We start from the raw sequence: 25,174 nt of genomic DNA, 5'->3' as shown, positions 1-25,174 counted from the left end.
TTTGAGTTTAGAATTTAGCTTTTAGAGATTGGGTTTAGAATTTCGGGTTTAGAGTTTAACGTCTTTGGATTTAATTTTTATAATCATGATCAAAAGTTACATCACTATCGCGCTCAGGAATATCCGCCGTAACCTGAGTTATGCTTTTCTGAACGTTTTTGGCCTTACTTTGGGCGTAGCCGCTTGTTTGGTAATTTTCCTTATTGTGAGGAATGAGCTGGGTTTTGACAGCTACAACAGCAAGGCCGACCGTACTTACCGGGTAACATTAAACGCGCTTGATTTTAATTCGAACGTGTCTTTGGCGATAATCCCGGCTATGCGCATTGATTTTCCTGAACTGGAGCACGCCACACAGCTTTTTTACCTGTCGGAAGGGATGATCAAGATTGGCGAAAACCGGTTTAAAGAAAAGAACATCGTTTTTGGTGATGGGCAAACTCCGCTGGTTTTTGACTACCAATGGCTGGCCGGCGACCCTAAAACCGGGCTTTCGCAACCCAATAGCGTAGTACTTACAGAAACTATTGCCAAAAAATATTTTGGCAACGGTGAAGCTATGGGGCAATCCATCAACTTCGAAAATCAGCTGGATGTTAAAGTAGTTGGCATTATTAAAGATTTGCCCCCCAATTCAAGCACACCAACCTCATTCCTGATCTCGCTCAAAACCATCGAACAGAAGTTAAAAGGCGCCATGGGTAATTTCTGGTCTATCCCCGGTGGTAGCTATGCCTATATCGTAATCCCTAAAAATTATTCCATCCATCAGTTGGAAAGCAAAATACCGGCTTTTATAAAAAAGAACTGGGGTGCCGATATTGCCAAAAGCGCTCATTTGCCGTTGCAGCCATTAAAGGATATTCACTTCGATCAGCGTTACATTAATAACATCATCACGCCAACATCAAAAGATACCTATTACGCGCTGATAGGGGTGGCCCTGCTTATCATTATCACCGCGTGTATCAATTTTATAAACCTGGCCACCGCGCAGGCCATCAGGCGTGCCAAAGAGGTTGGGGTACGCAAGGTTTTAGGCGCTACTAAATCGCAGTTGGTAAAGCAGTTTATGGGCGAAACCACCGTATTGGTGTTATTATCGGTAATTTTAGGCGTGGTGGTGTCTGCTTTTTTTCTTGCAGAAGCAGGTAAATGGATGTCGATAACTATTGATGCCAACCAGCTATTACAACCTGTTGTGATCGGCTGGATAGCAGGGACAACTTTGCTGGTGATATTATTAGCCGGGCTGTATCCCTCATTCGTGCAATCGGCATTCCAGCCGGTCGAATCTTTAAAAAGCCAGGCAGGTATGTCATCAAAAGGCTTAAGCTTACGTAAAGGGCTGGTTATAGCGCAGTTTGCCATCTCGCAGATCTTAATCGTTGGCACACTCATAGTTGCCCACCAAATGGACTTTTTTAAAAACCAGGACCTTGGTTTTAATAAGGAGGCCGTAATTACGGTTGGTATACCGGCAAAAGAAAAGCGCGACGTTTTTAAACAGCAATTAACTGCAAACCCTGGCATCAATGACCTTAGCTTCTCTAACGGCGGCCCGGTTTATAATAATAATTTTACCAGCTTTCAATCGCCCGAGCTTGGTCTTACCAAGGACGATGTAACCGAGGTGAAATATGTTGATGAAAAATATATCGATATGTTTCAGTTGCACATGCTGGCCGGGCAAAAAATCTGGAAGAAGAATGATAAAGATACCCTGCACAGCGTAGTGATCAACGAAACCATGATGCAAAAACTGGGCATTCACGATCCGCAGCTGGCCATAAACAAACACGTAAAATTAAACGGCGATCAGCAATCAACCATAGTTGGTGTGATACAGGATTTTCAGAGCGAATCAAAACATAAAAAACGCAGGGCCTGTGTATTAGAGTATAATTCGGGTGGTTTCTATATGGCCAGCATCCGGTTAAAACCTGCTGCAATGAATAAAACTATTGATTACATTGGCAAACAGTGGCTGCAGCTTTTTCCCGATAATGTTTTCCAATACGAATTTATGGACGAGCATATAGCCAATTTTTACAAGCAGGAGCAAAAGGTTTATACGGCTTTTCAGTTGTTCTCCTACATCGCCATCCTCATCGGTTGTTTGGGGTTATATGGGCTGATAGCTTTTGCCGCATCGCAGCGCACAAAAGAAGTAGGTATTCGCAAAGTGTTGGGGGCACCGCTGCACAGCATAGTAGCCCTGTTTACCAAAGAGTTTATTTACCTGATAGGAATAGCCTTTTTAGTAGCCGCGCCCCTGGGTTATTATGTAATGCACAGCTGGTTGCAAAATTTTGCTTACCATATTACCATAGGGCCGGGTATATTTATTATAGCCATAGTATTATCATTTATCATAGCTGCGGTAACTATCGCCCACCAGGCGATAAAAGCGGCTTTGGTTAATCCCGTAAAAAGCTTAAGAAGCGAATAATTTAATGTTATTGATGCAACGTTGTGAGGAATAGTTTCGTCTTTATAATAGAATTCAACTTATCGGGATTATATGATTAAAAATTTTATAAAAATAGCCTGGCGTAATTTATTGCGCAATAAATCATTTTCGCTGATCAATATATCGGGCCTGGCCATAGGGATGGCCAGCGCGGCGCTTATCCTGTTTTGGATCCAGAACGAGTTAAGCTATGACCAGTTTCATCAAAATCGTGACAGGCTATACCAGGCGTATAACCGGGCCGTTTTTGACGGCAAGCTTTGGTGCTGGGGAAGTACACCCAAGATCATGTCGAAAACCTTAAAGCAGGATTATTCGGCTGTTGAACAAAGCTGCCGCACAACATCGGCCAATTTCTTGTTTACCCTTGGCGATAAACACCTGAACCTGGAAGGTAACTTTACCGACCCTGATTTTTTGACCATGTTCAGCTTTCCGCTGGTAGCGGGCAATCCTAAAACGGCGCTAAATACCATTAACTCCATTGTTATTACGCAAAAACTGGCAAAAAAACTATTTGGCGAACAAGACGCCATGGGGAAGGTGGTACGTATTGATAGCGTTGATCATTTTACGGTAACAGGGGTAATGAAAGATTTGCCCAACAACACACGTTTTGATTTTGAATACCTGATGCCCTGGAGCTACCTGAAAAAAACAGGCGGCGATGATGAGTACTGGGGCAATAATTCGGTACAAACCTGGGTGCTTACTAAGCCCAATGTAACCGAAGATCAGCTTAATAAGCAAGTGCTCAATATCACCAAATCGCACTCCGACCAAAAAGACCAGGAAGTGTTTATGCACCCTGCTGCCAAATGGCATTTATATTCCAAATTTGAAAACGGTAAAATAACCGGCGGCAAAATTGAATCGGTAAGGTTGTTTGCTGTTATAGCCGCATTCATTTTATTAATAGCCTGTATTAATTTCATGAACCTAAGTACAGCCCGGAGCGAAAAACGCGCCCGCGAAGTTGGCATCATGAAAGCGATAGGTGCAAAAAAAGGCTCGATTATAACACAGTTTTTAGGCGAAAGTATCCTGATAGCTTTTATCGCCGGTATAATAGCCATTGTTATTGTGCAAATCAGCATGTCGGGCTTTAACCAGTTAACCGATAAGCAATTGTTTGTGCCTTATGGCAGTATTTATTTCTGGCTGGCCGGTTTAGGTTTTGTTTTGTTTACCGGGGTAATAGCGGGCAGTTACCCGGCTTTCTTCCTCTCGTCATTCAAACCGGTTAGTGTTTTAAAAGGATCATTTAAAAAGGTAGATGCCGCAATTAGTCCGCGCAAAATATTGGTAATAGTTCAATTTACTTTCGCCATTATCCTCATCATTTGTACTATCCTCATCCGCGACCAGATGCAATACGCCCAAAACAGGGATCTTGGATACAAAAAAGATAACCTGGTGTACACCATGATGTCGGGCAGTATCGATAAAAACTTTAAAATGATCCGCAATGAGCTGGTAAGCAGCGGGGCGGCAGTGTCGGTTACCAAAACTAATTCGCCGGTTACCCAAAGGTGGAGCGATAGCTGGGGTTTTGACTGGAAAGGAAAAGATCAAAGCCAGAAAATAGATTTTATCATGTACAATACCGATGGTGACTTTGTAAAAACCATGGGTTTACAAATAGCAGCAGGCAGAGATATTGATGTAAATACCTATCCTACAGATTCAACCGCTATTTTGCTTAATGAGGCTGCGGTAAAAGTAACCGGCTTTAAAGACCCGATAGGACAGATCATTAAACGGGATAACCATAATTTGGTGGTAGTTGGCGTGATTAAAGATTTTATAATCGAATCGCCATATCAGCCCATTAAAGCCATGATTATCCAGGGGCCCAAATCATGGTTTAACGTGGTGCATTATAAGCTTAACCCTAATAACACCACAGCCGAAAACCTGAAACGCGCAGGAGCTGTGTTTAAAAAATATAATCCCGAATATCCTTTTGAGTACCATTTTGTTGACGATGAATATGCCAAAAAATTCAACGACGAGCAAAAAGTGGGCACTTTGGCCAGCCTGTTTGCAGGGTTAACCATATTTATATCATGCCTTGGATTATTCGGCCTTGCCGCTTATATGGCACAAAACCGTCAAAAGGAAATCAGCGTGCGTAAGGTTTTAGGTGCATCTGTATCAAACCTTACCGGCATGTTATCAAAGGAGTTTTTGATGTTGGTGCTTATTTCTTTCGCCATAGCATCGCCAATTGCCTGGTGGGGCATGCACAAATGGCTGGAAACCTACACTTACCGTATCACCATCCAGATTTGGGTATTTGTAATAGCGGGCCTGGTAACTGTAATAGTTGCATTGGCAACCGTAAGTTTTCAATCGGTAAAAGCGGCGTTAGCCAACCCCATTAAGAGTTTGCGAAACGAATAGTTTCAGTAAATGGATATCGTTTTCACAGTTTATCGTTTTATATTATAACCCAGTTGTTTTTTCAATATTTTCCGGGTAGCGGTTGCCTTCTATCTTCACCTGTTCTAATGCAGATTCGATGCTGCTCAGGTCACCTGGTGTTAACTCAATAGCCGCTGCTCCTAAGTTTTCCTCCAGGCGATGTAGCTTGGTGGTACCCGGAATAGGTACGATCCACAGCTTGCGGCTAAGTACCCAAGCCAGGGCAATCTGAGCCGGCGTGGCGTTTTTTTGACGGGCAACTTCCTGTAGCGGGTCAATCAGTGCCTGGTTGGCCTGCATTGCTTCCGGGGTAAATCGCGGCAATAACTTCCTGAAGTCGTTTTCAGAGATCGGAGTATCCGCGCTCATCTTACCCGTAAGGAAGCCTTTACCCAGCGGACTGTAAGCCACAAGGCCGATTCCCAACTCTTCAAGCGCAGGAATTACTTCTGTCTCATGTTTCCTGGTCCACATGGAGTATTCATTTTGTAAGGCAGTTAAAGGCTGTATAGCGTGCGCCCTGCGAATAGTTTCAATCCCGGCTTCTGACAGGCCAAAGTGCATTACCTTACCTTCGCCGATTAAATCTTTTACCGTTCCTGCCACATCTTCGATGGGTACATTGGGGTCAACACGGTGCTGGTACAATAAATCGATCACTTCAACATTTAAACGTTTCAGCGATCCTTCAACCGCTTTCCTGATGTGCTCAGGCCGGCTGTTTACGCCGGCTATTTTACCATCATGGATATTAAAGCCAAATTTAGTAGCAATTATCACATCCTTACGGAAAGGTGCTAATGCTTCGCCCACAATATCCTCGTTTGTAAACGGGCCGTAAACTTCTGCGGTATCAAAAAAGGTAACACCTCTTTCTACAGCATCCCGCACAAGTGCGATAGCAGCCTTCTTTTCCAGCGCATGTCCGTACGAAAAATTCAGGCCCATGCAGCCAAAACCGATAGCTGATACTTTTAATCCACTCTTTCCTAATGCTCTTTTTTTCATGGTTATTGGTTTACTGTTGTATTTCAATTCAGAATACTGCAAAGCTCTCACTTCTAATTATTTACTTGCTTATATAGATTACAGTATTACTTACCATTATTACTGATGTTAAACGACAATTTTGTAAGCCATTTTTTCACATCTTCTTCTATTTGATTTGCCCTTTCTCCTTTGATAACCAATAGCTGCCCGTCCCGTTCCAGGCCGCCCCTGGTCGAAAAACCCTCCAATACTTTACTATCCCGGCAAAGCTCCCGCACTGTCTGAAAAGCGCTGCCAATGCCGTAACCGCCGTTTGTATTGTATGGAATACCCGCAACCAGGATAAACAATTTAAATGCGTTGTTTGCTTTCATTTGAAATTTTGCTTTACTTATCTATGACCTCCCATCCGCTTTACAATTGAGGGGTAGCGGTGACAAATAATTCGAAACTTGTTTTTGCACCGGTAACGGGGTACAAAGTTCCCGTCTCTTTCTCGGGTTTCACTTATATATATTACTGTATTTCCTACCAAAATCACTGATTTCTATGCTATGTTTCAAAATGGTTAAAACAATGGTTAGTTTTGATAGAGAAAAAGGGATGAGCTATGAAAAATTTTATCAGCTTTGACACCATAGGTCAATACAATAATTTCAACAATAATGTGACCAGGCACCCTTTGGTAAATATTGTTGATATGTCAAAAGCCCATCCCCGAACTCATCAGCGGCAGCATTTTGGCTTCTACACGATATTTCTGAAAGAGATCAAGTGCGGCGACCTTCGCTATGGTTGTAATTATTATGACTATGAAGAAGGGACCCTGGTATTTGTAGGCCCCGGACAGGTTATTGGGTTTGAAAGCGACGAATACTTCCAGCCGCAGGGAAAGGTATTGGTTTTTCATCCTGATTTTATAAGGGGAACATCGCTTGGCAAGCATATCCAGGATTATAATTTTTTTGCTTATGAGGTACACGAGGCGCTTCATTTGTCGGATACAGAACGGCGGGTTATCTATGATTGCCTTCAAAAAATCGAGATGGAATTGCAGCATGCCGTAGACAAGCATAGCAAAACATTAATTGTTACCAATATTGAATTGTTGCTTAACTACTGCACCCGGTTCTATGATCGCCAGTTTATTACCCGCGACATAGCCAACAAAGGGATTTTAGAACGATTTGAAGATTTGTTAAATGTTTATTTTGAATCAGATAAGCCGCAGCATCACGGTCTTCCTTCAGTAGCCTATTGCGCCGGAGAGCTTCACCTGTCTGCCAATTATTTTGGCGACCTGATCAAAAAAGAAACCGGTAAATCGGCGCTTGATCATATTCAGGCCAAAGTAATGAATATGGCTAAGGAAAGGATTTTTGATCCGAAAAAATCATTAAGCGAAATCGCATACGAACTGGGTTTTAAATATCCGCAGCATTTTACGCGGCTGTTTAAACAACGTACAGGCCAAACACCGCAGGAATACCGCTCTTTGAACTAACACCGGCATTTGGGGAAAGTTAAACCGTAGACAAATGCCGGTAAACCAATATAAACCAACAAGACAATGAATACAACCTCCAGGCGCGACTTTATAAAAAGCACGGCGACATTAGGTTTTTCGCTTTGGCTTGGCCTGTCGGCCAAAGGGACAGTGCTGCAAGGCACCACTGATGGTATAACAAAAAACTTTTCGCCGTTCATCCTGGTTGAGTCAAATGGGCATATTACAATTTTTAGCAATAAGCCCGAGATAGGCCAGGGCACTTTTCAATCAATTCCGGCTTTGATTGCCGAGGAATTTGAAGTTGATTTGAACCAGGTTTTAATCAGGAGCACTAATGGTGAGCCTGAATTTGGGCCGCAGTATGCCGGTGGAAGCTCATCCGTAAGGGGAAGCTACACGCAAATGCGCAAGGTTGGGGCGGCGGCCCGCGAAGTTTTCATCCAGGCAGCGGCCAATAGGTGGCAAACAGATGCAGCCAATTGTTATGCGGAGAACGGAATGGTTATTAACCGTTTAACACAAGCAAAAACGCCATATGGCGACCTGGTTGAGGACGCTTCTAAAATTGAGCTGCCAAAAGAGCCAAAATTAAAAGATGCCAAAGATTTTAAAATTCTTACCAAGGTATCTAAACGTGCAGACATTCCGCTGAAAACTAATGGCGCGGCCGAGTTTGGCATTGATACACGAGTACCCGGCATGGTTTACGCAACGGTAGAAAGATGCCCGGTATTAGGAGGCACATTAAAAAGCTTTGATGCCACTGAAGCCTTAAAAGTGCCTGGTGTACAAAAGGTTGTTGAAGTGGAGCGGGTGTATGGAAAATATACTTCTAAAGGAACAGCGGTAATTGCCGACTCTTACTGGGCAGCGCTTCAGGGGCGTAAGAAGCTAAAAATAACCTGGGACACCAAAGGATATGAGACTTTTAATTCCGGGGCATTTGAAACACAACTCAGGGAACTGGCTAAACAGCCGGGGCTGCCCGACAAAAAGAAAGGTGACGTAGGTGCTGTGAAAATTTCTGCTAACAACACAATTGAGGCTTTTTACGAGACTCCTCAAATTGCCCATCACGCGCTTGAACCGCTCAATTGCGTTGCCCAGATCACAGGCGACAAACTGGAAATCTGGACGTCGACACAAGTGCCCAGCGCCGTAACGGGTGCACTGCCGGGAATGGTGGGATTTAACCCGGGGAGCGTAAAATTAAACAACAAATTTACTGGTGGTGGTTTTGGCCGCAGGTTGCAAATGGATTACATCATTGAAGCGGTAAACGTAGCCCGGCATACCGATAAACCTGTCAAGGTGATCTGGTCGCGTGAAGATACAACCGAGCAGGGTTTATACCGCCCGATGACCTTTTCGAAATTAACCGGTGGGTTTTCTGAAGACGGAAAGCTGGTTACTTTTGAGCATAAGGTCATTAGCCCATCTTATGGAGAAGCCCAGTCGGCAAAGTACGATAAAAACAAAGTCGACGCAATTATGGTTGAAGGGATAGGCGAACAGGCTTACGAAATCCCTAATATACAAACATCATATGTACGGGCAGATTATCATGTTTCGCTTGGCGCCTGGCGCTCGGTTACAAGCTCTACAGTGGCTTTCGCTCATGAGTGCTTTATAGACGAGCTGGCTTATAAAGCAAAACAAGATCCGCTTGCATTCAGGCTTGGCCTGCTATCTAAACCTTCAGACACCAAGAAAGTATTACTGAAACTAAAAGACCTTTCTAACTGGGATAAACCTATGCCAAAAGGCAAGGGGCGGGGGATAGCAGTGTGGGAGTTTTTCGCCGGGCTTAGCGGCCAGGTTGTTGAAGTTACATACAACAAGGACAGGTCAATAAATATTGATAAAGTTATAGTTGTTATTGATTTAGGCGAAGTAGTTAACCCGGACAATGTCCGGAACCAGGTAGAAGGGGCCATCGTTATGGCGCTTGGCGCAGCTACTAAACCCGGAATAACTTTAAAAAATGGCCGGGTTGCCCAACACAACTTTTATGATAATCCATTAGTGCGTATCAATGAAGTGCCAAAGATAGAGGTCCACATCCTGGCGGATGGGGGGAAGGTGAAAGGGGTAGGCGAACCAGGCGTACCTCCGTTTGCTCCGGCATTGGCTAATGCCATATTTGCTGCCACCGGCAAACGCATCCGCCGGATGCCTTTTGATTTGAAGGTGGTTTAACAGGATAAAAATTAACAGATATAACCGGCTATAAATATAAATCTATCAAAAGATAAATAAATTATGATTTCACTAAACGTTAACCAGAAGACATATCAGATTGATGCTGATCCAAATATGCCGCTATTGTGGGTGATCAGGGATATCATCGGTTTAACCGGTACAAAATACGGTTGCGGCGTCGCACAGTGCGGCGCATGTGTGGTTCACCTGAACGGCGAGGCCGTTCGGTCATGCGTAACTAAAGTAAGCCGCGCTGCAGGTCAAAAGGTGGTCACTATAGAAGGCTTGTCCAAAAACAACGACCATCCCGCCCAGGTAGCCTGGAACGAAGAAAATGTGCCGCAATGCGGCTATTGTCATTCTGGCCAGATCATGTCGGCAGCGGTTCTGCTGCGGGAAAACCCGAACCCGGACGATAACGATATTGATGCGGCCATGGCGGGTAATATTTGCCGCTGCGGAACTTACCTGCGTATCCGCAAAGCCATTCATTTAGCTGCTGAATTGCAGAGAAAGGAGAGCGCGGTTAAATGAAAAAGCAAATAAAAAACAAAGTAAACTACAAAGGCACTGTAAGGGCATTTGCAGTGATAGGAATATTGTTATCCGTGATCTGCCTGATGGCATTCGGGTTGAATACCGGCAAAGACGGGGGGAAAAATCCGGAATCATCGATGCCTGTTGTAAAAAAGGACAGCGTTACATCCGTAAAAGCTTTTAAGCAGGTTTACACGGTATTGATGAGCGCGCGTTGCATGAACTGCCACCCCTCAGGCAATATTCCCTTGCAAGGGGACGACAGTCACCTGCATACCATGTCGCCTCAAAGAGGTACCGACGGTAAAGGTGTTTATGCTATGAAGTGTGCTAACTGCCACCAGCCAACTAATACGCCGGGACTGCACAGCCCTCCAGGCAATCCAAATTGGCATTTGCCACCGGCCGATATGAAAATGGTTTTCCAGGGCCGGACACCCCGTCAGTTGGCCAGGCAATTGATTGACCCTAAACAAAACGGGCATAAAGACCTGAAGAAACTGATTGAACATGCCGATGACGGCCTTGTGCTGTCTGGCTGGAAACCGGGAGAGGGCCGCAAGCTGCCGCCTATGAGCCATGCAGCTTTCAAAAAGGCCTGGATCACCTGGCTTACTACCGGTGCCTATGCCCCGGAGCGGTAAATAGTTTAATTTAAAAAGATACACTTAACTGTTACTATCTATGGCGTGTTTCGGTTCAAATGACAATCGGCTTGGGACGCCGGTCAAGACTCAGCCTCTCTCCGGCTTATGTCGCAAAGAGGCTGAAGGTCATTTTTTTATTTTTTCGCCCCTCTATGCGCGAAGCGGAGAGAGGGGCAGACGGGCGTAGCCTCGTCGGGGTGAGTCGGCTCGCCGCCATGCGGTACACCTTATTCCCCCTTCAGAATTTCACAAAATTTACTATTACCAATGAGTACAAGTAACATATCAAGAAGAAGTTTTTTACGCACCACCGGCATTACCGGCGCTGCGCTTTGTCTCGGCTTTTCATTAGTTTCGGCTAATGATGAGGCCGAAGTTGTAAATGCAGCTACGGCAGATCACCCGGAGATTGAGCTGAATGCCTGGATAAAAATTGATGCGAACGGTAAAGTAACGCTGGTAGATCACCGTGCAGAAATGGGCCAGGGATCATATCAATCGGTACCTCAAATACTGGCCGAAGAGCTGGAGGTTAATCTAAATGATGTGAATATTGTATTTGCCCAGGGCAATAAAGAAAAATACGGGAGCCAGATAACCGGTGGCAGTTCTACCATCCGCGGATCGTATAAAAATTTATTGAAACTTGGCGCAACTGCCCGCACTATGCTCACAACTGCTGCCGCAGCAAAGTGGAAGGTACCTGTTGTGGAGTGTTACGCTGAAGCAGGTAATATTATCCATCGCCCCACAGGAAAGAAATTCCATTACGGCGAATTGGTGTTGGATGCATCTAAAATGGAGCCGCCTAAGGATGTCGCCTTGAAACCAAGATCGGCTTATAAGCTAATCCGTAAACCCCTGCACCGCCAGGACACGCCGCTTAAAACCAATGGCACTGCAGGCTTTGGCCTGGATAAAAAGTTACCAGGCATGCTATATGCAGCTGTGGAGCGGAACCCCAGGCTGCGCGGTAAAGTAAAAAGCTTTGATGACAGCGCTGCCCGTAAGGTTCCCGGCGTAAAGCATGTTTTTAAAGTAAGAATGGGTGTTTTTAAAACCTTTCGTGAAGGAGTGGCTGTAGTGGCCGATTCTACCTGGGCCGCTATACAGGGCAAAAAGGCTTTACGTGTTGAGTGGGATGATACCGGATTTGACCACGTAAATACAGCTGATATTTTTAAAAGCCAGCAGGAAAAGCTACAGGCTGAAGAAGGACTGATCCTGAAAAAACAGGGCGACCCGGACGCAGCATTACAAAATGCTGCAAAAAAACTGGATGTGGTTTATCAAACGCCCTATCAATCGCACAGTGCAATGGAGCCACTGAACTGTGTGGCCCATTATCAAAACGACAAGGTAGAAATATGGGGACCAATACAGGCACCGGAATGGGTACAGGAATATATTGCCGGACAATTAGGCTGGCCGAAAGAAAAAGTAATTGTTAATATGACTTTTCTCGGCGGTGGTTTTGGCCGTAAAGCTTTCATGGATTATCCGCACGAGGCGACTATGATCTCTAAGGAAATTGGCGCACCCGTCCAGGTAGTTTGGACCCGTGAAGACGATGCTACCCAGGGGCCGTATCGCCCGGGTATCAGTTATCGTTGCCAGGGCGCTATTGACGGCGGTAATATCAGTGCCCTCAAGTTTAGAATGGCCGGGCAGAATAACGATCACTGGAGAGACGGCCCAAGCGGCAAGGCTAACCGTAGTACGTCAGAAGGTTTTTTAAAACCATATTATGAGTCGATAAAAAACATCAGTTTTGCTGAAGTGATTTTTGAAACGCCGATACCAACGATGTGGTGGCGCTCGGTATATGCCTCTACCAATGGTTTTGCTTACGAAAGTTTTTTAGACGAGATGGCGCACGCTGCCGGAAAAGATCCCCTGGATATGCGGAGACAATATCTCGGGGATGAAAGAAGCCAGAAACTGATAGACAAAATGGAAGAAGTTTCGGGATGGAAAAGCAGGAAGAATGGCGAAGGTTACGGTACGGCTATTACCGAATGTTTTGCGAGCACGGTAGGGCAGGTGGTAAAGGTGTCTAAAAATAATGAGGGCAAGCTAAAGATTGACCATGTATTGGCGGTAATTGATTGCGGCTGGTATGTGAACCCGGATATTGTTAAGGCACAGGTAGAAGGAGCGATTGTGATGGCCTTGGGGGCTGCCACAATCCACGAGATCACTTTTAAAGATGGTTTGGTTGAACAGCGGAATTTCTACGATTACAAAATGCCGCGGATCACCGACATCCCACCGATAGAAGTTTTCATCATGGAAAACGATGCTGGCGCCGGCGGCGTGGGTGAGCCCGGTTTGCCTGCATTTGCGCCGGCCCTGACCAATGCCATATTCGACCTGACAGGTAAGCGCATCAGGAAACTGCCTTTTGATATGGCCTCCGTTTAAAAATAACGGAACAAATTAAAAAAATAGAAGTGTTGAAACATACAATTAAGCGTGCTTAATTGCATGTTTCAAGGCAGCATTATGCCTGTACCTGAATACGAATGGGAAAATAATAGCTATAACTAAAGCATAACCGGCAAAGCTAAGCCAGATGCCGTGCCAGTCTTTACTTTGATCGGCATGCGTAAAAAACTTATCGATAACGATGCCACTTATACGGCTGCCAAAAAAGGCGCCGAAACCGTTTACCATCATCATAAATAAGCCCTGCGCACTTCCGCGTATTTCGGGCGCTGCCTGTGTCTCGACAAATAATGATCCCGATATATTAAAGAAATCAAACGCCATCCCGTATACTATACACGATAAAACTATCATCCACAAGCCTCCGGCAGGGTCGCCAAAAGCAAACAAACCAAATCTTAGCACCCAGGCCAGCATGCTGAAAAGCATCACATACTTAATACCGAACTTACGCAGGAAGAAGGGGATAGCCAGGATAAACAATGTTTCGGAGATTTGCGATATCGACATAATGATAGCCGGGTACTTTACAGCTATTGAGTCTTTATACATGGTTACATTAGCAAAATCGTGAATAAAGGTATCGCCATAAGCGTTGGTGAGTTGCAAGGCGGCTCCCAGTAACATTGAAAAAGTAAAGAAGATAACAAACTTAGGGTCTTTAAATAAAGCAAACGCATTTAACCCCAACGAATTTGTAAATGATTTCTTCTCGGATTTGGCCGACAGCGGAGGGCATTTTGGTAACGTAAATGAATATAAACCCAATACTAATGCAACTGCACCAGCTATATAAAATTGATTGGCCGAAATTTCGCTGTGCGTTAAACTCACTGTCCACAATGCCGCAATAAAACCAATGGTACCCCAAATCCTGATAGGTGGAAAATCTTTAACAACGTCGATGTTATTACTTTTTAATGCAGAATAGGATACAGTGATGGACAGTGACAAGGTGGGCATGTAAAACATCATATTCAGCAAAATCACCCAAAAAAAAGTTGAAGGATTTGTAACAAGGGGCAAGCTGAATAAGGTTAGCGCCCCAAGGATATGCATTATGCCATATAGCTTCTCTGCATTAATAAACCTGTCTGAAATGATACCTGTAATGGCGGGCATAAAAATAGATGAAATGCCCATCGTTGAAAAAATAGCACCGAATTGTGCCCCCGACCAGTGTTTGTTTTGAAACCAATACGCGCCGATAGTAAGCAACCAAGCTCCCCACACAAAAAATTGCATAAAATTCATCAGTATTAAGCGGAACTTAATATTCATACGGTACTGGGTTTAAATAATTTTAGTCAGTGTTAAATTAAAAACGGAAAGTAGTGAAATAAATGTAAACCAAAAAGCTAAGGGGTGCAGAATTTAGCAAAATGAGTTTAAATGTTAAGCTTTGCTACTGAGTTCGAAAAAGAGGGCTTTATTAGATAGGTGTGGGATAATAGAATTTGAGATTTCGATACAGGTTATATTAATAAATCCGAAATCGAAATTCTCAAATCCCAAATCAGGAGGCTTTCCGTTTATTCAGCTCATCGCGGATCTTGGCTGCCTTTTCGTATGATTCTTCGGCAAGGGCTTCCTGCAATTTTGTCTTTAGCTCGTCAATACTTAACGAAGCAAAGCCACTGCCTACTGTTGAGGTATTAACGGTTTTTTCTTCCTGGCTTTCGTTTATATTTTCAAGGTAAACAAAGTCGTTGCCTTCAATTACAATTCCGGCTGTCGACAGGATGAATTCGTAGGTGAAAATTGGGCAATCAAACCTAACCGCGATAGCGATAGCATCAGATGTTCGGGCATCAATTTCAACCGAACGTTTACCGTCGCTGCAAATCAATTTGGAATAAAAAATGCCGTCGACCAGGTTGTAGATGATAATCTCTTGCACCTCTATCTGGTAAGCCTGCGCAAAGCTTTTAAAAAGATCGTGCGTAAGCGGACGGCTTGGTGTCATTTTTTCAATTTCGATGGCGATAGCCTGGGCCTCAAAACTGCCTATGATAATAGGCAGCCTGCGCCGGCCGCTAACTTCGCCTAAAACTAAAGCATAAGCGCCGGACTGTGTTTGGCTGTATGACAAGCCTACAATATCCAGCTTAATTTTTTTCATGTTATTACCCATCGCACCTAATATTTATGCTGAAGCTTTATATTCTTTTACTGCCGCTATTAATTGGGGCACCACTTCAAAGGCATCGCCAACTATTCCGTAATCTGCCACTTTAAAAAACGGCGCTTCGGGATCCTTATTGATAACCACTATTACCTTTGAAGAACTGATACCTGCCAGGTGCTGAATAGCGCCTGAAATTCCTATCGCAATATACAAATTTGGACTGACAGCTATACCAGTTTGTCCAACATGTTCGCTATGTGGCCGCCATCCTGCGTCAGATACCGGTTTTGAGCAAGCTGTAGCAGCACCAAGTAAATTGGCCAGCTCCTCTATCATACCCCAGTTTTCGGGGCCTTTTAACCCACGCCCGGCAGATACAACTATTTCGGCATCAGGCAACGAAACTTTATCAGTAGCACGAACAATCTCTTTTATTATCGCCTTAAAATCCGATTCTTTGGTTGCTGCTGCAAAATCTTCCACCTGCGCGGTGCCGCCGGTTTCTACAACTTTATAGGAGTTTGGAATGAGCGCGATAACCTTATTTGCCGAAGTTAACTCAACTATCGCGAAGGCCTTTCCCGAGAAAGCTGTTTTTTTAACCCTGAATTTACCATCATTTTGCTCAGGAAGTGCCACTGCGCCATCGGCAACACCGGCTTCCAGCTTAACGCCCAAACGCGGTGCCAAACCACGGCCCGAAAATGTGTTTGATAATACAACAATATCGGCGCCTTCTTTTTTTGCAGCTTCGGCTATGATAGAAGCATAGGCCTGGTTTATGAAGTTTTTTAGCTTATCGCCCGATACGTTAAGCACTTTTTTTGCCCCGTACTTGCCCAAGGAGGCTAATCCAGCAGTATCTACGTCGCCGATAGAAATGGCTATAAGATCGGTATTATTTTGATCGGCAGTGGCTTTGGCATAGCTTACAGCTTCAAAAACTGATTTTTTGAATGCGCCGCCTGCATTTTCCGCATATATTAAAACTGACATATATAATGAGTTTCGTAAAAACGATTTGAATTAAATTAGATAACGCGAGCTTCGGTATGTAAAAGTTCAACCAATTTGGCTGTGTCATTCGGAGCCACCAAAGTTACCTGTCCCCGAGGGGCCGGTGTCTCATAACTAATGATTTCCGAAAATGTTTTTACCTCAACGGGCTCCACCACAACTAAAGGTTTGGTACGTGCCGACATAATGCCGCGCATGTTCGGGATCTTTGGTTCGGCAACACCCTCGGCGGTGCCGGCAACAAAAGGGAACGGAATGGTCAAAATTTCTTTGCCGCCTTCTATCTCCCGCTCAACCGTTGCCTCTTTATCGCCTGCATCCAGCTTTTTAATGATGGATACAGATGGAAGATCCAAAAGCTCGCCCAGCATGCCGGCAACTTTTGATCCATTGTAATCAATAGATTCACGACCGGTAAGGATGAGGTCGAAAGCGTTAGCTTTTGCATATTGGGCAACCTGGTAAGCTACGTACCATGCATCATGCGGCTTAGCGTTAATCCGTACCGCATCGGTGGCCCCAATGGCCAGCGCTTTGCGAATTGTGGCCTCGGTACTTACTTCGCCAACATTGATAACTGTTACTGTGCCTTTACCGCCGTCGGTTAATTCAATAGCCCGTGAAAGTGCTATCTCGTCGTAAGGATTTAATATAAATTGAACACCGTTGGTATTAAATTGGGTGTTGTTATCAGTAAAAGTTATTTTTGTGGTGGTATCGGGAACATTACTTATACATACCAAAATCTTCATAACAATAGGTTTTGGCAAATTTAACTAAAAAACATAGAGTTTAAAATGGAGTTGAGCAGATTAGATAAGCTACTGGAATTTATTAAAAATGAACCTAACGACGAGTTTTTAAAATACGCGCTCGCTACCGAATATCTGCGTCTTAATCAGGTAGATAAGTCGCTTGAATATTATGAAGACCTGGTAAATAACCACCCAGGTTATACCGGCACCTATTACCACTTAGGTAAACTTTATGAGGCCCTGAACCGCAAAGATGACGCTATTGCCATCTACGAAAACGGCATGAAAATCACCAAAGCCAAGCGCGATAACCACGCATTTTCGGAATTGCAGGCCGTTTACCGGCAGGCTAAAGGGATTGAGGAAGACGATGACGACTATTGATTTTGCTTATAGTTGATGGTTCATAGTTCATGGTAGCTTCATTGTATTAAAAAAAACTATCATCAAATTAGCCCTGAATTAACAATCAACGATGTATAACATTTTGCTTGTAGTTGAGGGTTCATAGTTCATGGTAGCTTCATTGGATTTTAAATAACTATTGCCAAATTAGCCGTGAACTTACCATGAACCATGATCTATGAACCATGAACTAACATAATGACCAAGCGCCATCTATTATTTCATCGCGATGTTTTGATGTACACCTTTACGGCCTTTGGCGGCCCACAGGCGCATATAGCTGTTTTGCTGCGCGAATTTGTGCAAAAGCGCCGTTATATCACCGAGGAGGAATTGATGGAGCTGAACGCCTTATCGCAGGTATTACCCGGCCCTTCATCAACCCAAACCCTGGTAGGTATAGCCTGGAAAGTTGGGGGCTTACAATTAGCCCTGATAACTTTTTTTATCTGGATTTTGCCATCGGCCACCATAATGGGAATGGCCGCCATCAGCTACAAAATGTTTGCCAACCAGGCTAAGTTTAATCATGTGGTAGGTTATGTACAGCCCGTGGCTGTGGGTATTGTTGCCTACGCAACCTTCAGTTTTGCCCATAAGTTTTTGAAAACTAAGGTGAGCACCATGCTGGCTATTGGATCATTAATTGCTACGCTGATATTACAAAATGCCTACGCTTTTCCGTTGTTGATTTTGTTAGGAGGCATCCTGTCATCCGCGATGGAAACACAGCCACAGGAAAACGAACTGAGGGTAAAGCTTTACTCGAATGTAAACCCCAATAAGGTAGCTTACTTTATTGGTATCCTGTTGTTTTTTGCCGCACTGGGCGCTGTTATTAACCAAACATCGCCGTTCAGTTTGCCCATCCGCCTGTTCGAAAATTTTTACCGCAACGGCATCCTCACTTTTGGCGGGGGGCAGGTAATGGTACCCTTGCTTTATACCGAATTTGTTGAGGTGAAGCATTACCTGAGCAGTTCGGAATTTCTTTCGGGTTATGCCTTACAACAGGCATTGCCTGGGCCCACGTTTTCATTTACTTCCTTTTTGGGAGGAATAACTTTAGGTAATAAAGGGTATGGTGTTGGAGGACAGGTAGTTGGTAGCCTGGTAGCGGTGATTGGCGTAAACACTCCCGGTTTAATTCTGATACTGTTCATTGTCCCGTTTTGGGAGGATCTTAAAAAAATAACCCGCATCAAAAACTCGTTAAGCGGCATAAACGCTGTGGCAGTAGGCTTTATGGCAACAGCGTTTATCCTGTTGGTACGCCCATTCGGCGGCAACTGGGTGGCTTATTTGTTAATGGCTTGTACGTTTCTTTTGTTAAAATTTACAAAGATTAAGGCACCGTTGATTATTGTAATGGGGGTGGTTTTAGGGTTGATAGTTTAATTGCAGCTGAAAGCTGCAACCAGTGTTCACCACGAGCTGGAAGCTCGCGGTAGCGATATTTGAACAACGCTAAAAAAATAAAGCCCAACTCGATAAGAGCTGGGCTTTATTTTGCAAATCAAAAACTCCCCCTTTAGGGGGCTGGGGGGCCTAAAACGGTGGCTCATCATCAATATCATCCATCCTTGACGGGCGGATAATAAAGTTGCTTTGCTTTTCAAAATCCTGTGATGGTGCAAGGCCACTGAAGGCGTTGCCTGCAGCAGGAGGGAAGCTGTCCATGCCTTCTTCGAGGTTGGCAAATTTTACATATTTACCTACGAATTTAAGCCTTACTGTGCCGGTTTCACCGTTACGGTGTTTAGCGATAATAACCTCGCCTACGCCCTGGGTTGGGTTGCCGTCTTCATCTTCGGTTAAGCCATAATATTCGGGGCGGTAAAGGAACAATACCATATCCGCATCCTGCTCGATAGAGCCCGACTCACGTAAATCCGACAGCATTGGTCTTTTAGCATTACCCGGCCTGGTTTCTACGGCACGGCTTAACTGCGATAGCGCGATCACCGGGACGTTTAATTCCTTGGCTACAGATTTAAGGGCACGCGAGATGCTACCAATTTCCTGCTCACGGTTACCACCACCTTTACCATCTGATGATTTACCATGCATCAGCTGCAGGTAATCGATGATGATTAACTGGATATCATGCTGCGATTTTAAACGGCGGCATTTGGCCCTGAACTCAAATATATTCAACGCCGGGGTATCATCAATAATAAAAGTAGCTTTCTCCAGGCGGCCAATTTTAGAGTGAATTTGTTGCCATTCCCACTCCTCCAACGTTCCTTTACGGATCTTTTCCTGCTCAATTTCGGCCTCGCCTGCAATCAAACGATTTACCAACTGGACTGACGACATCTCGAGCGAGAACACTACGACAGGTTTATCAAAATCAACCGCGGCGTTGCGGGCACAGCTTAACACAAAGGCTGTTTTACCCATCGCGGGGCGGGCGGCTATAATTACAAGGTCGGATTTTTGCCAGCCGGATGTCATACGGTCAAGTCCGGTAAACCCGGATGCAACACCGGTCAAGCCATCTTTTTTATCTTTTAGTGATTCGATATCACGCAAGGCCTCCTGCACCAGGTCGTCCATTTTACGGGCGTCACGGCGTAAATTGCTTTGGGCTATTTCAAACAGGTTTTTCTCCGCCTTATCCAATAGGTCAAGCACATCACTGGTGTCTTCATAGGCGCTGTTGATTGTTTCTGTAGAGATGCGGATCAGCTCGCGCTGAATGTATTTTTGAATGATAATACGCGAGTGGAACTCGATATTGGCGGCAGACGCCACACGGCTGGTTAATTCGGTAATGTAGTATGCCCCACCAATCATTTCCAGGTCGCCTTGTTTGCGTAACTGGGCGGTAACGGTAAGGATATCTATCGGCTGGGATTTTTCGAAAAGTTCTTTTATCGCCGAAAATATTTTCTGGTGATTGTCGCGATAAAAAACTTCGGATTTTAGTACGTCGATAACTGATGACAGTGCATCTTTTTCCAGCATCAGCGCACCTAAAACGGCCTCCTCCAGGTCTGTAGCTTGCGGGGGTAATTTGCCCATTCCGGTATAAGGAGTTGGGTTGGTAATTCGGCTGCGGCGTTCGTTTGTATTAGGCTTGTACTGATTCTCGTTCTCAAAACTCATAAGGCAACAAAAATATACAAAAAATAGTTTACCGTTGCTACTATTCCATCCACATAGTGTATTGAGGTTTTAAAGCAATCATTCTCAATTTAATAATTTATAGTGTTATGGATATGGGATATTAACAAACAATTGTTGGTAAGATGTTAGTAGGCATAATAAGTAGCTGATTATCAACCGTCTAATTTGATGTTAATAAAGTTTGAAAATGTTAGTTATAATGTCGTGAACCAAAATGTCAATTGAGTTCAATAACCGCTTAATCAATTAATATAGCTATTTTTGCCAAAATATACCATACTAAAAATGACATTTAATTCAAGACCTCAGCGCGAAAGTAACCAGATGGTGTTTGGCATCAGGGCTATCATGGAAGCCATTACTTCGGGCAAAGAGATTGAGGCATTATACATACAACGGGGTGCAGCCGGCGGCTTATCGCACGAGTTGAAGGCCCTGCTTACCGAATATAATATTACTGCCCAACAAGTGCCCATCGAAAAGCTGAACAGGCTTACCGCCAAGAACCACCAGGGCGCTGTTGCGTTTATTTCGCCAATTGTTTATCAAAAAATAGAGAATATTATCCCCGATGTTTTTGAAAAAGGGGAGGTGCCGCTAATATTGGTACTGGATTCTATTACCGATGTGCGTAACATGGGCGCCATTGCCCGTACTGCCGAGTGTGCCGGTGTGCACGCCATCGTTATCCCTGCAAAAGGATCGGCACAAATTAACCCCGATGCTATCAAAACCTCGGCCGGTGCACTGTATAAAATACCGGTTTGTCGTCATGATAACTTTATGCAAACCGTCAGGTTTTTGCAGGAATCGGGCCTGCAGCTGGTTTGCTGTACCGAAAAAACCAAAGAGGACATTTACGTACCGGATTATACGGCCCCAACAGCCATCATCATGGGATCGGAAGAAGATGGCATCCGCAATGAGATTATCCGCATAGCCGATCACCTGGCTAAAATCCCGATGTTTGGTGAAATTGAGTCGTTAAATGTATCGGTATCAACCGGGGTTATTTTATATGAGGCGATAAGGCAGCGTGGGTTGATTGGGTAAATGGTTGATTAAGCGAATAGTTGATTGGGTGGAGCAGTTGATTAAGTTAAATTATCGACGATCTATGTAATCGACATTTCTATAAACGGTTCTTTTAACCACTTAGCCATTAGATTCACTTTGCTCTAACTAAATTGTTTTAGCTTATTGGTGGTTTTACTTGCCAAAAAAGTCCCTGTTTTATCTGCCTTGATAATGATTTAATAGTTTTTATTAGTGCTGTTGTCATGGAATTTTAATTTGGTTTCGCGGGCGTAAAACTGTATATTAATCTGTTAATTATATGCCAGTTAAAACATAATAGTTATAAGGGCAATTTGACAGAAATTTAAATGGGTTGAGCCGGTAAAATGTTTTTTATGCATTAATCATATTTGTTTAAAATTAAAAAGTAAATCCATCGTTTATTCATAAAATTTTGTTACTTTAAACTTTTAAATCGGACTTTAAGATTATTTAAGATAATGATAGAAACTAAGAGGTCGCTATTTGATAACCTTCAGAATTTTTTCGGATTCGACAACTTTAAGGGGGAGCAGGAAGCGATAATCACTAATATCCTGGCGGGTAACGACACATTCGTAATAATGCCTACAGGTGGTGGTAAATCCATGTGTTATCAGTTGCCGGCGCTAATGAGCGATGGTACTGCAATTGTAATTTCGCCATTGATAGCCCTGATGAAAAACCAGGTAGATCAGTTAAGGGCCTTCGGAGGCTCAGATAGTATAGCTCATTTTTTAAATTCGTCGCTTACCAAAGCAGATATTGGCCGGGTTAAAGAAGACGTGTTGGCCGGCAAAACCAAGCTATTGTATGTAGCTCCTGAGTCATTAACCAAACAGGAAAATATTGATTTTTTACGCCTTAACCAGGTATCATTTGTTGCGGTGGATGAAGCGCATTGTATCTCGGAGTGGGGGCACGATTTTCGCCCCGAATACCGCAAGATAAGGCAGGTGATCAGTAACATTGGCGATAATATTCCAATTATTGCCTTAACGGCTACAGCAACGCCAAAAGTTCAGCAGGATATTCAAAAGAACCTGCAAATGAACAATGCTACCATTTACAAATCATCATTTAACCGTTCGAACCTTTTTTACGAAGTGCGCGCCAAGCGCAACGTGATTAAAGAGATTGTAAAGTTTGTAAAACAAAACCAGGGTAAATCGGGCATTATTTATTGCCTGAGCCGTAAAAAGGTTGAAGAGGTTGCCGAAGCCCTTAACCTGAATGGGGTAAAAGCCCTGCCATACCATGCCGGCTTAGATCCTAAAGTACGCGCCGATACACAAGATAAATTCCTGATGGAAGATGTTGATGTTATTGTGGCTACCATCGCCTTTGGGATGGGGATTGACAAACCGGATGTGAGATATGTAATTCACCATGATGTGCCTAAGAGCATGGAAGGCTATTACCAGGAAACGGGTAGGGCAGGCCGTGATGGCGGTGAGGGCGTTTGCGTTGCTTTTTATTCTGAAAAGGATATCGACAAGTTGCAAAAATTCATGAAAGATAAACCTGTTGCCGAACGCGAGATTGGCACACAGATATTAAAAGAAGTTATTGATTATTGCGAATCGTCGGTTTGCCGCCGTAAACAGTTGTTACATTATTTTGGTGAGAACTTTAACGAAGCCGGCTGTAACAATATGTGCGATAACTGCTGTGGCCACAAAGATCATTTTGATGGCGAAGAGCATTTGCATAAAGCCCTGAGCCTGATTAAACACATTGGCGAGAAGTTTGACGATCATCACATCATCAGTATCCTGATGGGCGAAGAGAACGCTCAGATTAAAAATTACGAGCACGATGCCCTTGATTATTATGGATCGGGCAAGGAGCAGGGTAAAAATCTGTGGAATTCGTTGTTACGCCAGGCATTATTAAGTAATTATCTATCAAAAGATATTGATCAGTATGGTTTACTCAGGCTAACTAAGCTGGGTAATTCGTTTATTGAGAACCCGCACAGCATCCGTTTTGTGATGAACCATGTGATAGAGGGCACCGATGACGATGATGAGGCAGACGGCCCTAAACAAGGCGGTGGCGCCCTGGATACCCAGTTGCTGCAAATGCTGAAAGACCTGCGTAAAAAGCTGGCCAAACAAAAGGGACTGCCTCCGTTTGTTATTTTCCAGGATCCATCACTGGAGGAAATGTGTACACACTATCCGGTGAATACCGAGGAACTAAAACAAATTTCGGGAGTAGGTGCCGGTAAGGCTTTAAAGTTTGGTAAGCCATTTACCGATCTGATTCAGAAATATGTAGACGATAATGATATTGACCGCCCGGTTGATATGGTAATCAAAAGCGCCGCCAACAAATCGGCACTTAAGGTTTTCATTATCCAAAACATCGACCGTCATTTAAACCTGGATGATATTGCCGCTTCAAAAGGGCTTACCTACGAAGAGATATTGAAAGAAGTTGAAACGATAGTTAACTCGGGCACTAAACTTAACCTTAACTATTATATTGATGAGGTGATTGATGAGGATAAGCAGGAAGAAGTATTCGATTACTTCCGCACCGCCGAAGCCGACTCGATAGATGACGCCCTTGCCGAATTAGGTAATGACGATTACACCCGCGAAGAGGTACAACTCATGAGGATTAAGTTTTTATCAGAAATGGGGAATTAAAACGATAAATATAAAATACAAAAGGCCTTTGAAATTACCTCAAAGGCCTTTTGTGTTTTGCGGCTATCAAGTTTGCTGAATGATATTCAAAGGCTTTTTCTTTTTATCTGTTTTAACCTATAAAATGCGCCATCATGATACTCGTATATGCCGTCGGTGTCGCCTGATATTACTTTTGGATGCTTTAAATACCAGGTTCGATGTTTTTGATAAACGCTGGTCTTGCAAACAGTTTTGATTTTTAATATTTTATCGCTCAAGTTGATCTTGCAATCACAATTTGTAGTAGTAGTTTTTTGTCCACGATCTGTTCGGGCTTCGTAATGTTCATCGCTTTCATTAGGGTGCTTTTTGGGCTGATCATTCCAATCCTGAAATTCAATATGGCGCTCAATTTGAATATATGAGTGATTTTTCAGGTTCAATATATATTGATTTTCTGTAGACCAGGTTGAATTTTTTGAACTGCCGCCGCGTCTGTCGCTAAACAAAACAAATGATCCGTTTTGTTCAAAATAATTTAAATCATCTATATCACCGGGTAGTTGATATACAACCCATGATGCTTTGTTTTTTTCGAGGAGCGAGGCGAAGTCTTGTTTTTTGTTTATCGATAACAGTACATTACCATTTTCAAAGGCCAGGGGGACATTAAAATCCGAACTCTTTTTTTCTTCACTTATGGTATCAACGGCATCTAATTTCTGGAACTCAATTTTCTCCTTTATTTGTGCAATTGCCGGCCGATAAATAAATAGTAATGCTAAAACGGCGAATATCCTCATCTGGC

Annotated in this window: 19 protein-coding genes; 11 read left to right on the top strand and 8 right to left on the bottom strand. The window is 43.7% G+C overall.

Features of this window, described 5'->3' with window-relative positions; translation table 11 throughout:
- The first annotated feature begins 85 nt into the window (after positions 1–85).
- Both AC1DXF_RS15560 and AC1DXF_RS15555 read left to right on the top strand, forming a co-directional pair.
- Entirely contained in the window at positions 86–2,452 is a 2,367-nt protein-coding gene (locus AC1DXF_RS15560; RefSeq protein ID WP_477449641.1) for an ABC transporter permease, read from the top strand.
- A gap of 72 nt (positions 2,453–2,524) precedes the next feature.
- Positions 2,525–4,879, top strand: coding sequence for an ABC transporter permease (locus tag AC1DXF_RS15555; RefSeq protein ID WP_477449640.1), 2,355 nt, complete (start codon positions 2,525–2,527; stop codon positions 4,877–4,879).
- Positions 4,880–4,921: 42 nt separating this feature from the next.
- Here AC1DXF_RS15555 and AC1DXF_RS15550 read toward each other — a convergent pair whose 3' ends face one another.
- Together AC1DXF_RS15550 and AC1DXF_RS15545 are read right to left on the bottom strand one after the other, a co-directional pair.
- On the bottom strand, positions 4,922–5,908 hold the full coding sequence (locus AC1DXF_RS15550; protein ID WP_477449639.1) for an aldo/keto reductase: 987 nt from the start codon (positions 5,906–5,908) through the stop codon (positions 4,922–4,924).
- Positions 5,909–5,994: 86 nt separating this feature from the next.
- Positions 5,995–6,264, bottom strand: coding sequence for a hypothetical protein (locus AC1DXF_RS15545; protein ID WP_477449638.1), 270 nt, complete (start codon positions 6,262–6,264; stop codon positions 5,995–5,997).
- Positions 6,265–6,500: 236 nt separating this feature from the next.
- Between AC1DXF_RS15545 and AC1DXF_RS15540 the strand changes: the two genes are divergently transcribed.
- The 5 genes from AC1DXF_RS15540 (at position 6,501) to AC1DXF_RS15520 (ending at position 13,210) form a co-directional block, all read left to right on the top strand.
- The gene (locus AC1DXF_RS15540; protein WP_477449637.1) at positions 6,501–7,394 is read left to right on the top strand and encodes a helix-turn-helix domain-containing protein; all 894 of its coding nucleotides are present in this window, start codon (positions 6,501–6,503) and stop codon (positions 7,392–7,394) included.
- A 66-nt stretch (positions 7,395–7,460) separates the two neighbouring features.
- Positions 7,461–9,599, top strand: coding sequence for a xanthine dehydrogenase family protein molybdopterin-binding subunit (locus AC1DXF_RS15535; protein WP_477449636.1), 2,139 nt, complete (start codon positions 7,461–7,463; stop codon positions 9,597–9,599).
- A 63-nt stretch (positions 9,600–9,662) separates the two neighbouring features.
- Positions 9,663–10,136, top strand: coding sequence for a (2Fe-2S)-binding protein (locus AC1DXF_RS15530; protein WP_477449635.1), 474 nt, complete (start codon positions 9,663–9,665; stop codon positions 10,134–10,136).
- On the top strand, positions 10,133–10,783 hold the full coding sequence (locus AC1DXF_RS15525) for a hypothetical protein (RefSeq protein ID WP_477449634.1): 651 nt from the start codon (positions 10,133–10,135) through the stop codon (positions 10,781–10,783). Before AC1DXF_RS15530 ends, AC1DXF_RS15525 begins: the two co-directional genes overlap by 4 nt.
- Before the next feature lie 270 nt (positions 10,784–11,053).
- Positions 11,054–13,210 (top strand): xanthine dehydrogenase family protein molybdopterin-binding subunit, encoded by a 2,157-nt coding sequence (locus AC1DXF_RS15520; protein ID WP_477449633.1) that lies wholly within the window; start codon positions 11,054–11,056, stop codon positions 13,208–13,210.
- Between the two features lie 45 nt (positions 13,211–13,255).
- On the opposite strand, the gene AC1DXF_RS15515 is transcribed toward AC1DXF_RS15520, so the two are convergent.
- The 4 genes from AC1DXF_RS15515 to AC1DXF_RS15500 all read right to left on the bottom strand — a co-directional run bounded on the left by AC1DXF_RS15515 (position 13,256) and on the right by AC1DXF_RS15500 (position 17,131).
- Positions 13,256–14,515 carry a nucleoside permease gene (locus AC1DXF_RS15515; RefSeq protein WP_477449632.1) on the bottom strand — a complete coding sequence of 420 codons (1,260 nt, stop codon included), beginning with the start codon at positions 14,513–14,515 and terminating at the stop codon, positions 13,256–13,258.
- 235 nt (positions 14,516–14,750) lie between these two features.
- Complete coding sequence (locus AC1DXF_RS15510; protein WP_477449631.1) at positions 14,751–15,356, bottom strand: bifunctional nuclease family protein; 606 nt, start codon at positions 15,354–15,356, stop codon at positions 14,751–14,753.
- 24 nt (positions 15,357–15,380) lie between these two features.
- Positions 15,381–16,358, bottom strand: a complete 978-nt coding sequence (locus tag AC1DXF_RS15505) for an electron transfer flavoprotein subunit alpha/FixB family protein (RefSeq protein ID WP_477449630.1) — start codon at positions 16,356–16,358, stop codon at positions 15,381–15,383.
- Between the two features lie 35 nt (positions 16,359–16,393).
- Positions 16,394–17,131 carry an electron transfer flavoprotein subunit beta/FixA family protein gene (locus AC1DXF_RS15500; RefSeq protein WP_477449629.1) on the bottom strand — a complete coding sequence of 246 codons (738 nt, stop codon included), beginning with the start codon at positions 17,129–17,131 and terminating at the stop codon, positions 16,394–16,396.
- A gap of 45 nt (positions 17,132–17,176) precedes the next feature.
- Here AC1DXF_RS15500 and AC1DXF_RS15495 point away from each other — a divergent pair, with 45 nt between their 5' ends.
- Positions 17,177–17,518 (top strand): tetratricopeptide repeat protein, encoded by a 342-nt coding sequence (locus AC1DXF_RS15495; RefSeq protein ID WP_477449628.1) that lies wholly within the window; start codon positions 17,177–17,179, stop codon positions 17,516–17,518.
- A gap of 219 nt (positions 17,519–17,737) precedes the next feature.
- Complete coding sequence (gene chrA, locus AC1DXF_RS15490; RefSeq protein ID WP_477449627.1) at positions 17,738–18,937, top strand: chromate efflux transporter; 1,200 nt, start codon at positions 17,738–17,740, stop codon at positions 18,935–18,937.
- 150 nt (positions 18,938–19,087) lie between these two features.
- Here the strand turns inward: chrA and dnaB are convergent, their stop codons facing one another.
- A complete protein-coding gene (gene dnaB / locus AC1DXF_RS15485; protein WP_147059983.1) occupies positions 19,088–20,650 on the bottom strand; it encodes a replicative DNA helicase in 1,563 nt (520 codons plus the stop codon).
- A gap of 306 nt (positions 20,651–20,956) precedes the next feature.
- On the opposite strand from dnaB, the gene rlmB reads away from it, so the two are divergent.
- Together rlmB and recQ are read left to right on the top strand one after the other, a co-directional pair.
- Complete coding sequence (gene rlmB / locus AC1DXF_RS15480) at positions 20,957–21,724, top strand: 23S rRNA (guanosine(2251)-2'-O)-methyltransferase RlmB (protein WP_477449626.1); 768 nt, start codon at positions 20,957–20,959, stop codon at positions 21,722–21,724.
- Between the two features lie 464 nt (positions 21,725–22,188).
- Positions 22,189–24,384 carry a DNA helicase RecQ gene (recQ, locus tag AC1DXF_RS15475; protein WP_477449625.1) on the top strand — a complete coding sequence of 732 codons (2,196 nt, stop codon included), beginning with the start codon at positions 22,189–22,191 and terminating at the stop codon, positions 24,382–24,384.
- 86 nt (positions 24,385–24,470) lie between these two features.
- Here recQ and AC1DXF_RS15470 read toward each other — a convergent pair whose 3' ends face one another.
- Positions 24,471–25,169: a hypothetical protein gene (locus AC1DXF_RS15470; protein ID WP_477449624.1), complete on the bottom strand. Its 699-nt coding sequence runs from the start codon at positions 25,167–25,169 to the stop codon at positions 24,471–24,473.
- Positions 25,170–25,174 lie beyond the last annotated feature (5 nt).

The organism is Mucilaginibacter sp. P2_A5 (genome assembly GCF_056404995.1).
The sequence above is the reverse complement of the archived record's forward strand: the minus strand, read 5'-3'. Positions and strand labels throughout refer to the sequence as shown.